This window comes from Alcanivorax sp. 1008, from assembly GCF_020667895.1.
In the GTDB taxonomy this organism is placed as follows: domain Bacteria; phylum Pseudomonadota; class Gammaproteobacteria; order Pseudomonadales; family Alcanivoracaceae; genus PGZG01.
In genome coordinates, this window is sequence record NZ_JAFMPS010000010.1 from 22,124 (window position 1) to 34,435 (window position 12,312).

At 54.8% G+C, this 12,312-nt stretch carries 12 protein-coding genes; 7 read left to right on the forward strand and 5 right to left on the reverse strand.

Annotated elements, in window-relative coordinates:
* Positions 1 to 34 precede the first annotated feature (34 nt).
* Positions 35 to 304, forward strand: a complete 270-nt coding sequence (locus tag J1C54_RS11665; RefSeq protein ID WP_229147928.1) for a YbeD family protein — start codon at positions 35 to 37, stop codon at positions 302 to 304.
* 74 nt (positions 305 to 378) lie between these two features.
* Here J1C54_RS11665 and J1C54_RS11670 read toward each other — a convergent pair whose 3' ends face one another.
* The 4 genes from J1C54_RS11670 to J1C54_RS11685 all read right to left on the reverse strand — a co-directional run bounded on the left by J1C54_RS11670 (position 379) and on the right by J1C54_RS11685 (position 6,028).
* Positions 379 to 2,043, reverse strand: coding sequence for a phosphoethanolamine transferase (locus J1C54_RS11670; protein WP_229148161.1), 1,665 nt, complete (start codon positions 2,041 to 2,043; stop codon positions 379 to 381).
* 61 nt (positions 2,044 to 2,104) lie between these two features.
* Positions 2,105 to 3,091, reverse strand: a complete 987-nt coding sequence (locus tag J1C54_RS11675) for a zinc-binding dehydrogenase (protein ID WP_229147929.1) — start codon at positions 3,089 to 3,091, stop codon at positions 2,105 to 2,107.
* A gap of 52 nt (positions 3,092 to 3,143) precedes the next feature.
* Positions 3,144 to 3,506, reverse strand: a complete 363-nt coding sequence (locus J1C54_RS11680; protein ID WP_229147930.1) for a cupredoxin domain-containing protein — start codon at positions 3,504 to 3,506, stop codon at positions 3,144 to 3,146.
* Positions 3,503 to 6,028 carry a heavy metal translocating P-type ATPase gene (locus J1C54_RS11685; protein WP_229147931.1) on the reverse strand — a complete coding sequence of 842 codons (2,526 nt, stop codon included), beginning with the start codon at positions 6,026 to 6,028 and terminating at the stop codon, positions 3,503 to 3,505. The genes J1C54_RS11680 and J1C54_RS11685 overlap by 4 nt, the downstream gene beginning before the upstream one ends.
* A gap of 240 nt (positions 6,029 to 6,268) precedes the next feature.
* Here J1C54_RS11685 and lipB point away from each other — a divergent pair, with 240 nt between their 5' ends.
* From lipB to J1C54_RS11700, 3 genes are read left to right on the forward strand one after another with little or no spacing between them, the layout of a single operon-like run.
* Entirely contained in the window at positions 6,269 to 6,898 is a 630-nt protein-coding gene (lipB, locus tag J1C54_RS11690; RefSeq protein ID WP_370635653.1) for a lipoyl(octanoyl) transferase LipB, read from the forward strand.
* Positions 6,895 to 7,872 (forward strand): lipoyl synthase, encoded by a 978-nt coding sequence (gene lipA / locus J1C54_RS11695; RefSeq protein WP_229147934.1) that lies wholly within the window; start codon positions 6,895 to 6,897, stop codon positions 7,870 to 7,872. Before lipB ends, lipA begins: the two co-directional genes overlap by 4 nt.
* A 26-nt stretch (positions 7,873 to 7,898) precedes the next feature.
* Positions 7,899 to 8,372, forward strand: coding sequence for an RDD family protein (locus J1C54_RS11700; RefSeq protein ID WP_229147936.1), 474 nt, complete (start codon positions 7,899 to 7,901; stop codon positions 8,370 to 8,372).
* Between the two features lie 17 nt (positions 8,373 to 8,389).
* Here the strand turns inward: J1C54_RS11700 and mpl are convergent, their stop codons facing one another.
* On the reverse strand, positions 8,390 to 9,745 hold the full coding sequence (gene mpl, locus J1C54_RS11705; protein ID WP_229147939.1) for a UDP-N-acetylmuramate:L-alanyl-gamma-D-glutamyl-meso-diaminopimelate ligase: 1,356 nt from the start codon (positions 9,743 to 9,745) through the stop codon (positions 8,390 to 8,392).
* A 135-nt stretch (positions 9,746 to 9,880) separates the two neighbouring features.
* Between mpl and J1C54_RS11710 the strand changes: the two genes are divergently transcribed.
* From J1C54_RS11710 to ppa, 3 genes are all read left to right on the forward strand, one after another.
* Positions 9,881 to 11,152, forward strand: coding sequence for a 6-phosphofructokinase (locus tag J1C54_RS11710; protein WP_229147942.1), 1,272 nt, complete (start codon positions 9,881 to 9,883; stop codon positions 11,150 to 11,152).
* An 85-nt stretch (positions 11,153 to 11,237) separates the two neighbouring features.
* Positions 11,238 to 11,618 (forward strand): rhodanese-like domain-containing protein, encoded by a 381-nt coding sequence (locus J1C54_RS11715; RefSeq protein ID WP_229147945.1) that lies wholly within the window; start codon positions 11,238 to 11,240, stop codon positions 11,616 to 11,618.
* Between the two features lie 115 nt (positions 11,619 to 11,733).
* The gene (ppa, locus tag J1C54_RS11720) at positions 11,734 to 12,264 is read left to right on the forward strand and encodes an inorganic diphosphatase (protein WP_229147946.1); all 531 of its coding nucleotides are present in this window, start codon (positions 11,734 to 11,736) and stop codon (positions 12,262 to 12,264) included.
* The last annotated feature ends 48 nt before the right edge of the window (positions 12,265 to 12,312 follow it).

Genomic DNA, 12,312 nt, shown 5'->3' on the forward strand with positions numbered 1-12,312 from the left:
CATATAGCAAACTACCAAGTTGGCGAGACACCCCATGACCATTAACGAAGAACTCTGGGAATTCCCCCACGAAATGACCTTGAAAGTAATGGGGGCAGCGGATAGCCCGCTTGAGCAAGCAGTGGTTGCCATCCTTACCCAACACCTGGAAGACTTTGACCCAAATACACACCTCTCCGTAAAACCCAGTGCAAAGGGAAACTATATCTCGGTAAATGCCCGCATCACTGTCCAGCACCGCGACCATGTCACTAACATCTATGCGGAACTTAACGCCTGCAGTCACGTTAAAGTGGTATTCTAAATAATCTTGCGCACATCGAGAGCCGAAGCTCACTGCACACTACTGCAGTAGAATAAATCGACAACGTGATCTGGCTACTTGGCACCGAGGTGGCATGAGGAGAACATATCCATATCTTCCTGATACTCTGATGTGGAGACACCCATAAAACCAATAAGCGAGTGAAAAATATTGTCATGACTCAAAGGTTTGTCACGATGGCGCTTTAAGCAGTCAAGATCAAATCCGCTCTGTACCACTTCCTGTTTAGACAGCCAGACCATCATTGGCACATGCGTTTGAGACGACGGCGCCAGAGAATATGGCAGCCCATGAAGATATATTCCATTCTCACCAAGTGACTCTCCGTGATCCGATACATAAAGCATTGCAGTGCTAGCGCGACCCTCATCGGCAAGGCCTTTTAAATATTCCAGTACCTGACCCAGAAAGAAATCGGTATAGAAGATCGTATTGTCATAAGCATTAATCACTTTCTGACTGTCACACTCAGAAAGTACATTGCTGGTGCACTCTGGAAGAAACTTTTTATACTCCGGCGTTGTTCGCTTGTAGTAAGCGGGCCCATGACTACCCATCTGATGCATAACCACCAAGGTCTTCCGCGGCTCAGACTCTGTGCTGGCATCTTTGTACAGAGACTTCATATTCGCCAGCATTATCTCATCTTTACATTCATCTTGATCACAAAGATCTTTGTGCTTCATAGACTGAACCCGGTCACATACCCCTTTACAGCCAGACTGATTATCCAGCCACAACACTGATACGCCGGCACGCTTCAATACATCAAGAACGCTCTCATACTCCCCTGCATGGCCATCCCCTCCACTACGCCTGCCAAGAGGAGAAAACATGCAGGGCAGAGATGAAGCAGTTGATGTGCCGCAGGAACTGACAGAAGAGAAATACACCAGACCCTGCTCTGCTTGCCAGCGCTCCATGACAGGATTAGTTTGGCGGGAATAGCCCGCCAAAGAAAAATGATCTGCCCTTGCAGTCTCCCCCACCACCAGCACCATCAATGAAGGCAGTCCATCTACATCGATGCCAAGGTGGGCGTCTGTTGCGACTTGATGGAATTCCCTTGAGGCCGAAAACCACCTTTGATGAACGACAAAGGCAGCAGAGTACACACTGCTGGCCGGATTAATCTGATAACGAAAGTCGGGATGGCTGCGCATCACTGAGGTGAGGCTTTGGTAGAAAAAAAGTACCGTCAAAACGATGATAGCCAGGGTTATTGAGGCTGCAAGTAGGTTATACGCAGCCTGACGAAAGAACGGCTTCCACTGCACTGACCTTGACCAAAGAAACCATATGGGTGGAATGGACACTATCGCAACCGACTGAATCATTGCCCAAGAAAGAAGGTCCAGTGACTCAGCCATATCAGTATCGAAAACATTAGTTGCCATTCCCGGGTCAATAACAACGCCGTAGGTCGTCATAAAATAGCTGGCTAATCCTGCGGTCATAAGCAGTAAGGTTGCCAGAGGCTTAAATAAGCGAGGCCACGCTACCAAAATAAGAAGCAAAGAGCTGATTTCGACCAGCAACAGCGCGAAACCGCCCAGCCACAGGTTCTGCTTCCAGACAGGCGCAGCAACATATGCCAGAGATCGCCAAAGAGGTATATTGCCAAACACTGCCAACCACACCGCCAGCAGCAAAGCCATCACATAGGGAGATATAGCCGTACGTGACAAGATGCTCAGATAGTCTTGTCGGAAACGCATGATCAATTCTCTGGTTAACCGATACTCCCTTCCATTTCCTCACACCTGTCTTAACACAACCTTAAAGCCCTGAGAGGTTTACTCTTAACACCACCTTACCTGTACTTTTCCCGGATCGAAGGCAATCCAACGCCCCGTGAGCATCAGAGAACGGGAATTGGTGACCCACGTATGGTGGAGGCAGGTCAATCTGCTGCAACTCATCCAGCAGCGCATGCATACGCTCCTGCCGCTGCCATAGCCAGATCAAGTTAAAAGCCAGTACAGACTTGTTCTCACTGATCATCGACATCACGTCATATCTTGGCCGGCGGAGAAATTTCCAGATAGCACTGAAGTAGTTGGGACGACTACCAGTGGGGGTAAACTCTGCCGCGCCAAAGACCACCAACCGCCCCATTGGCTCAAGGGCCGCAAAGCTGGCCAGCTGCACTTCCCCGCCGATGGCATCCAGTACCAAATCAAAACGTCGACCCTGACGGCGTAGCTGTGATGAAAATGAATGCTCTCGCACTAACACGTCGGAAAATCCCTCAGAAAGCAATAGCTCCAGCTTATCTGCCGAGCCAACACTACCAACCGGGATCGCACCGACGGCGCGGGCCAGTCGCATGGCCTGCAAGCCAACTCCACCCGCTGCGCTATGAATCAACACCTTATGCCCCGGCTGAATGTCACCAAGCGCTTTCAACGCATACCAGGCGGTCAGTGTCTGGGCCAGAAAGGCTGCTCCCTGTGCATCATCCCAACCCGGTGGAATCAGGTGAACATACTCTTCAGGGCTATCAATCACCGTGGCATAGCCGCCGAAGCGGGTTACACCCATTACCCGGTCACCAACACAGAAACCTTCCACATTCTGTCCGATAGCAACGATCTCACCAGCGTACTCCAGCCCCGGAATAAAGCTTCCTTCAGGAGTGGCGGAATAAAGACCTGTCAGGGCAAAAATATCAGCGAAGTTCAACCCCACCGCTGTTACCTGTACACGCACAGCACGGGCATCCAGCTCGGGCACTGACTCACTCTGCAGCGTCAAGCTGTTCAAACTGCCTGCTTTCGGAGTGCGCCAAACTTGTCGCTGAATAGTCATAATTTGCCTAGCCCACCCTCAAGACACCCTGATACATGTTCATCTGGCAATGGAAACGATATTCACCTGGTTCCATTGCCGGAAGCTCTATGTCGTGCCGGCGGTCAATCGGCAATGCTTCATTGATGCCAAGGCCATCAACGATCAGGTACTCAGCACAAGGACTGGCATCCTCACGCAACACCCGGAGGGTAACGGGCTGCCCTGCCGGACTATCTATCAAAGCCGGACTGTAAGTTCCGTTGGCAACCCGTATCTCGATTATCCCGGCTTTGGTGTTAACTGCTTTGCGCGGCGTCCATAGCCAGAACCACCAGACAATCATCATCATTGCTGCCAGTCCCGCAGCGTTTACCAGCACAGTGCTCATACCATCTCCTTGGCTGGGCGTGCCTGGAAAAATCTCAACCGGTTGGCATTGGATACTACCGTAACTGATGACAGCGACATGGCGAGCCCGGCGATAACAGGACTAAACATCATTCCGGTAACCGGATAAAGCAGCCCCGCAGCCACTGGAATACCGAGCACATTGTAGAGAAATGCACCAACAAGGTTCTGACGAATATTACGCACCGTGGCCGATGACACAGCAATGGCATCGACCACTCCGTGCAAGGACCCACCCATCAGCGTAATGCCCGCACTTTCAATTGCCACATCCGTTCCTGTTCCGATGGCGAATCCAACATCGGCTTCGGCAAGAGCTGGCGCATCATTAATGCCGTCACCAACCATGGCCACCCGCTCTCCCTTGTCACGCAACGCGCGCACGTGCAAGGCCTTATCGGCGGGCAAAACCTCGGCGATAACTTCATCAATACCAGCTTGCTTGCCAATCGCCTCAGCGGTACTGCGAACATCGCCAGTGATCATCACTACCTTTAATCCACGGGCATGCATACGCGCCACTGCTGCACGGGCATCAGTCTTAATCTGATCACGCACGCCAATCACACCGATCAGCGTTTTATCCATTGCCAGAAATAAAGGGGTACCGGCCTGCTCAGCAATCCCGGCGGCATCTGCCGTGGCCGCGCTTGCATCAATTCCCAGATCAGCCAGCCAGCGCAGATTGCCGATTCTGGCCACACCGCCCTGATAGCTCGCCTGCACACCTTTGCCATTTTCAGCGATGAAGTCACTCACATCCAGGGCAGGCAGACTTTGCTCCTTGGCGGCCTCAAGAACCGCAAAGGCAAGAGGGTGTTCAGACGCATTCTCCAGCGCGGCGGCCAATGCCAGCACTTTATCCCGTGACCAGTCGGCATAACTAAATACATCGGTAACCGATGGTTTTCCTTGCGTAATGGTGCCGGTTTTATCCAGAACAATAGTGGTCAGCTGCGATGCTGTTTGCAGTGCTGCACCCTGACGGATAAGAATGCCCGACTCCGCTGCCTTTCCCACCCCAACCATCACCGACATGGGCGTTGCCAGTCCAAGCGCACAGGGACAAGCGATAATCAGCACCGTGGTCAATGCCACCATGGCATAACTGGCGCGTGGCTCCGGCCCCACGTTAAACCAAGCCAGTGCAGCACCAATGGCAACCAGCATCACCACCGGCACAAAAACCGCAGACACCTGATCTGCCAGTCGGCCAATCGGCGGGCGCGAGCCCTGTGCCTTTTTTACCAAAGCAATAATCTGGGCCAACGCGGTGTCTTTACCGACCCGGGTAGCCCGATAAATCAGGCTACCCTGCTGATTTATCGTCCCGGCGGAAACCATATCCCCAGCCTGTTTGCTAACCGGCATGGGCTCACCCGTCAGCATAGACTCATCCACCAGAGTAGAACCGCTTTCCACCACGCCATCGACAGCAATTTTCTCACCCGGTCGAACTCGCAAGCGCATGCCTGTGACTACCAGTGCAATATCGACATCTTCTTCACTACCATCATCGTCGACCCGTCGTGCAGTGGTAGCTCGCAGGCCGAGCAGGCGCTTGATTGCCTGACCAGAGCGACCGCGGGCGCGCAACTCCAGCGCCAGCCCCATATTGATAAAGCCGACAATCATCACAGAGGCTTCGAAATAGACATGCCTCGCCTGCTCTGGTAACAGCGATGGCGCCAGCACCGCCACCATGGAGTACAGCCAGGCAGTACCAGTACCAATGGCGATCAGCGTATCCATATTGGCGTTATGGTGGACGGCTGCCTTCCAGGCACCGACAAAGAAATGCCCGCCAGCAATTACCAGCACAGCAAGCGTCAACAGGCCGACTAGTAACCAGACCAGCTGACTGATACCTCCGCCATGCACCATCATGCTGCCACCAAACAACATCCATGCCATCAACGGAGCACCGAGGCCCAGTGCCAGCCAGGTGTCACGAAGCAGGCGACGATAGAGCTGCTGCTCCGAGCGCTCTCGTTCCTGTTCAAGAGAGTCATCATCCGCTGTCGCTGACGCCCCATAACCAATCGCCTCAATGGCGGCGATGAGCTGCTCGGGCTTTGCCGCGCCTTGCACATAAGCGCTGTGATCAGCCAGATTCATGCTGGCCCGCTCGACACCTGGCACAGACGACAGGGCGGTTTCTATGCTGCGAACACAACTGGCACAGGTGGCACCAGTAATAGCAAGCCGCACACCATCGACAGGAAACTGATCAGAAGGAAGTGGATCATCCATGCTGCATGATTCAGGGGCCGCCTCCGAATCAGTTCCAATCGGCATAGCGTCAGGGGGATAACCAGCCTGCTCCAGCGCAGCAATCACCGCAGCCGAGTCTTGACCATCGATATGCAAATCGACTGTTTTAGCGGCAGCATCAACGACGATCTCGCTCACCCCGGCTAGCGGCTCCAGAGCAGCACGAACCTTGCGCGCGCAACCTGCGCAGGTCATCGCCGGAATAATTAAACGGATCTGTGTAGACATTTCATGCTCCTGTGCTGGCTGATGGGAGCAGTCTCAAACCGCAGTGCGGCTCGCAGCGCCAACTTCACCAATCAACTCCAGAGTAAGCCCATAGTGACAGTGTGAACGAGATAGTTACCAACCGTTCAATTAAACATGTTCAAGATGACTAGCGGGGCCAGTGACCTCTACAATCCCACCATGCCGAACCTGCTGACCCGCCACCTCCCCTGCATCGACTATCAGCCCTGCTGGCAGGCGATGAAGGCCTTTACCGACCAGCGTGACCGCAACACGCCTGACGAGCTGTGGTTTCTGGAGCATCCTGATGTATTCACCCTCGGTCAGGCCGGCAAGCCGGAGCATGTGCTCAATCCAGGGTCTATCCCGCTGCTGCAGACAGATCGCGGCGGCCAGGTGACCTGGCATGGCCCCGGACAAACGGTGGGCTATCTGCTGTTCGATATTGCCCGCATGGGCATTGGCGCCCGTGAACTGGTCACTCGCATTGAACAAGCTATTGTCAGCTATCTGGCCACGCTGGATATTGAGGCGGCGCCCCGCGCAGATGCGCCGGGCGTGTATGTGGGCGCCGCCAAGATTGCCTCGCTCGGGCTGCGCATCCGTCATGGCCGCAGCTACCATGGCCTGTCGCTCAATCGCGATGTAGATATGGGCGTCTTTCAGCGTATCAACCCCTGCGGCCATATTGGCCAACCAATGACCAGTCTGGCTGTTCTCGGCGCCGACCCTGGCCGGCCGGCCGTGGAAGCAGGGCTACAGCAGGCACTATGCGAGCGCTTTGCGTTCGACAACGTCACTGCCGCCGGGCTGCCGGACTGGTACACTGGCACCCCAGCCAATATCCCGCAGGAGACCTCCGCGCCATGAGCGAACCACGTCCGGCCCGTCGCAAAGTTGCCCCTGGTGAAAAGCTACGCGGCGCTGACAAGGTGCGCACTATTCCGGTGATTAACGAGCCCGGCATCCAGCGCAAACCAAGCTGGATCAGGGTGCGCGTACCAGCCAATGGCGAAATTCAACGCATCAAGTCCATGCTGCGCCGGCAAAAGCTGCACACAGTTTGCGAGGAGGCTTCCTGCCCAAACCTGCCGGAATGCTTCGGCGGCGGCACCGCCACCTTTATGATCATGGGAGATATCTGTACCCGTCGTTGCTCTTTCTGTGATGTGGGCTTTGGTCGGCCCAAACCTCTGGACACTGACGAACCGAAGCACCTGGGTGAAAGCGTTGCCGATTTGGCACTGAAATATGTGGTGGTCACCTCGGTGGATCGTGATGATCTGGCCGATGGGGGAGCCCAACATTTTGCCGAATGCATCCGCGAGATCCGCCAACAATCGCCGGCCACTCGCATTGAAGTGTTGGTACCGGATTTCAAGCTATGCATGGACGAAGCACTAACTATTTTTGCCACTCAGCCACCGGATGTGTTCAACCACAACATTGAAACCGTGCCTGAGCTGTACAAAACCATTCGGCCCGGCGCCAAATACGACCACTCTCTGAAGCTACTGAAGACTTTCAAGCAGCAACACCCAGAGGTAGTCACCAAGTCCGGCATTATGGTCGGCCTTGGCGAAACCTTTGACCAAGTCATTTGCGTGTTAAAGGATTTGCGCGCCAACGATGTGGACATGTTAACCATTGGTCAGTATCTACAACCAAGCAAACACCACGCGCCGGTGGAACGGTATGTGCACCCGGACGAGTTCCGCGAGTACGCGAAGGCCGCTGAACAGCTAGGCTTTACCTCAGTTGCCTCTGGACCAATGGTGCGCAGCTCCTACCACGCAGATCTGCAGCATCAAGGTGTAGACGTTGGTCAACTGCACAACCATTGAATTTTACATCGCAAAGGAGTGTCAGCATGACCAATCCATACCAGACCCCGACCTCGCAGGTAGCGCCCGATGATTCCACTCAGGGGCTTGAGTACGGTGGCTTCTGGCGTCGTACGGGCGCCTCGCTAATCGACACCATATTGATTCTGCTAGTCACCTCCCCGGTACTATACGCATTTTATGGTCATAGTTTATACACCGAGCAAAGCATGCTGCGCGGCCCCGCTGATTTCATTATCAGCTACCTGTTTCCTGCCATCGCATCAATTGCTTTTTGGGTATACAAATCGGCTACGCCGGGGAAGATGGCGCTGGGCCTCAAGATCGTCGACGCTGATACGGCCGGCCCATGCAGCACCGGCCAGTTAATCGGTCGCTATCTTGGCTACTATGTCTCGATTGTTGCACTTTGCCTGGGATTTCTATGGGTGGCATTCGACAAGCGCAAACAGGGCTGGCATGACAAGCTGGCTGGCACTCTGGTGATTCGCACTAAATAGCCCGGTCCGGGTACCGTTTAACGCCTCTGCAGCGCCTCGACCAACTTTCTATGGATGCCACCGAATCCACCATTGCTCATGACTACCACGTTCAATAGCGCACCATCACGACTGCAAATATCAGCGATCACAGCATCAATGCTCGACAGCGTTTTGGCCGGCACTTCTGATGCCTTGACCACATCATCCAACGACCAGTTTATGCCCTCCGGTTGATACCAGATCACTTCGTCTGCGGCCAGCACGCTGTTTGCCAATTTGTCACGATGCGCCCCCATGCGCATGGTGTTGGAGCGAGGCTCAATTACTGCGATGATTTTTTCAGTGCCAACTTTTTTGCGCAACCCTTCAAGGGTGGTGGCAATGGCAGTGGGGTGATGGGCAAAGTCATCATAAACTCGAACACCGCCAATCTCACCAACAAGCTCCATGCGCCTTTTGACGCCGAGGAAGTCAGCAAGCAGCTCACAGCCCTGCGCCAGCGGCACACCAACATGACGTGCCGCCAGCAGCGCTGCCATGCCATTATTAACGCTATGCACGCCGGTTTGCCCCCAACGCACTTCGCCGACTTTGCTGCCATTTTCCAGCACAGCAAAATGACTGCCATCGTCTTTTAACAGCTGCACGTCAACTCCTGCGCCAGCGCCAAAACGCTCCACCTCACTCCAGCAGCCCTTATCCAAAACCTCCTCCAGAGCCATCTCTCCAGAGGGCAGAATAATTCTTCCATTCCCGGGAATGGTTCGTATCAAATGATGGAACTGCTTCTGAATAGCGCCAAGATTTTCAAATATGTCGGCGTGATCAAATTCCAGATTATTCAGAATGACAGTACGCGGTCGGTAGTGAATAAACTTCGAGCGCTTATCGAAAAACGCCGTGTCATACTCATCAGCTTCAACCACAAAGAACGGTGTTTCACCAAGACGTGCTGACACTGGAAAGTTACCGGGCACACCGCCAATCAAAAAACCTGGCGCCATACCAGCCGCTTCCAGCAGCCAGGACACCATCGATGCGGTGGTGGTTTTGCCATGGGTGCCAGCCACCGCAATCACCCAGCGATCCGGCAACACCACATCCGCCAGCATCTGCGGGCCGGAGGTATAGCGCAGACCACGATTAAGCACTTCTTCCACTGCCGGGTTGCCACGACTCATGGCGTTGCCGATCACCACCAGATCCGGCGCCGGGTCGAGCTGGGCGGCATCGTAGCCTTCATGAATCTCGATTCCAGCGGCGCGCAGCTGGTCCGACATGGGCGGATAGACATTAGTATCTGCACCAGTGACCCGGTGCCCCATGTCCCGCGCCAACTGTGCCAACGAGCCCATGAAGGTGCCGCAGATGCCGAGAATATGAATGTGCATGGTGTGCTTTGCTCCTGAAACCGTGCAGGCAGTGTAGCGAGCTACCAGACGGAAGGCACCCCAACTCCGTGCGTCATCCGACCAATGCCTTTAGAATGCGCGCCAACCAGCCAGCCTCTTCAGGAGCCCAAACCAATGGCCAAGAAACCCGCCCGCAGAAACGCCTTTTATGCCCAATCCGGTGGTGTCACCTCCGTCATCAATGCTTCCGCTGCCGGTGTCATTGAGGCTGCCCGGGAGAGCAAGGTGATCAGCAAGGTCTATGCTGGCCGCAACGGTATTATCGGCGCCCTGCTGGAAGACTTGATCGACACAAGCAAGGAGTCCAAGTCTGCTATTGCTGCACTAAAACATACCCCCGGTGGCGCTTTCGGCTCCTGTCGCTACAAGCTGAAGTCACTCGAGCAGAACCGCCGCGAATACCAGCGCCTTATCGAAGTATTCCGCGCCCACGATATCGGCTATTTTTTCTACAACGGCGGTGGTGACTCTGCTGATACCTGCCTGAAAATCTCCCAGCTGGCAGAAACCATGGGTTACCCGATTCAAGCCATCCATGTGCCGAAGACCGTCGATAATGACCTGCCGATCACCGACTGCTCGCCAGGCTTTGGATCCGTTGCCAAATACACTGCAGTTTCCATTCGTGAGGCAGCTTTGGATGTGAAATCCATGTGCGCCACCTCCACCAAGGTGTTTGTCATGGAAGTCATGGGGCGCCACGCCGGGTGGATTGCAGCGGCTGCGGGCCTCGCTCAGGAACAGGATGGCGATGCGCCGCATATCATCCTGTTCCCTGAAATAGCCTTCGATCAGGGCAAATTTCTGAACAAGGTGGATCAGGTGGTTAAAAAGAACGGTTATTGCGTAATCGCTGTATCCGAAGGCGCCCGCTACAAGGACGGCACCTTCCTTGCCGATGCTGGTAGCGTTGATGCCTTCGGCCACAAGCAACTGGGTGGTGTAGCCCCGGTGTTGGCGCAGATGGTCAAAGACAAGCTTGGCTACAAGTATCACTGGGCGGTACCTGACTACCTGCAGCGTTCAGCCCGCCACCTGGCCTCGCAGGTCGATCTGGAGCAGGCCTACGCCGTGGGCCGCGCAGCCGTGCAATTTGCTGAAGCTGGCCACAATGCGGTGATGCCGGCCATCGTCCGTAGCAAGGGCAAAAAGTACAGCTGGTCAATTGGTGAGGCCCCTCTGGCCAAGGTAGCTAATGTCGAGAAGAAGATGCCGCGCAACTTTATCAGCCGCGACGGCTTCGGCATTACTCAGGCAGCCCGCGATTACCTATCCCCACTCATTCAGGGCGAAGCAGTGCCCCCTTATAAAAATGGCTTGCCAATGCGTGCAAACTTGAAGCTTACCCCGGTAGCGAAGAAACTGAAGGGCAAGTTCGAGCTGTAACAGGTACTGTAACCATGATGCCGATAGCCAGCGGAACGAATTCCAGTGCTGGCACTCAATGGGTCATCCAATAAGGAGAATCGCTATGAAACGTTTTCTGTCAGCCACATTGTTGTCCCTATCCCTTGTAAGCCTGCCAGCGCTAGCCGCTGAGAATGTCTCCGTCGAGGCTCTGGCGGCGCAGATGAGCAGTGGCAAAGCCCCGCTAATCATCGATGTACGTACCGAAGATGACTTCCTGGCAGGCCGTATCCCGGGTGCTCGACTGATCCCGCACACGGAAATGAGCAACTACGTGGACTCGCTGTCTGCCTACAAGGATGAGCCAATCCTGCTGTACTGCCGCACCGGCAACCGCGCAGGTCAGGCAGCTGCCGTGCTGGAAGACGCCGGCTTCACCAAGATTCAGGTGCTGGAAGGCAGCTTCCCTGGCTGGGAATCTGCGGGCCAAAAGGTACAGAAGTAACCCTCAGGACCATGCCGACAGCCGGCATGGTCCGACAGCCCGGCAGGCAAAGTGGCCGCCCGGCCCTTCCCGTTGCTATAATCCGCGCCCCCAGCAACCTCCGGTAGGACAGACCATGGATTTTGACAAGGTTCCGGCAGGCAAATCCCTGCCTGACGACATCTACGTAGTTATCGAGATTCCGGCCAATAGCTCGCCGATCAAGTACGAGATCGACAAGGACAGCCACGCCGTTTTCGTTGATCGCTTTATGGCCACGCCCATGTTCTACCCGGCTAACTACGGCTATATTCCCCAGACTCTGTCTGAGGATGGAGATCCGCTGGACGTGCTGGTTGTCACCCCGTACCCGGTAGTACCGGGCTCGGTAATTCGTGCTCGCCCAGTGGGCATTCTGAACATGAGCGACGAAGCCGGTCAGGACGCCAAACTGATCGCCGTACCTCACGACAAGCTGTCGGCCATGTACCAGAAGATTAAGGAAGTGACTGACCTTCCAGAACTGCTGGTTAAGCAGATCGAGCATTTTTTCGAGAACTACAAGGATCTCGAACCAGGAAAATGGGTGAAAGTGGATGGTTGGGGAGACGCCGCCGCTGCTCGCGCAGAGATCATGAAGTCTGCAGACGCCTACAACAAAGGCTAGCCATGACTGGTAAAAAAAGGCCCCGCCATTGCGGGGCCTTTTTTTACC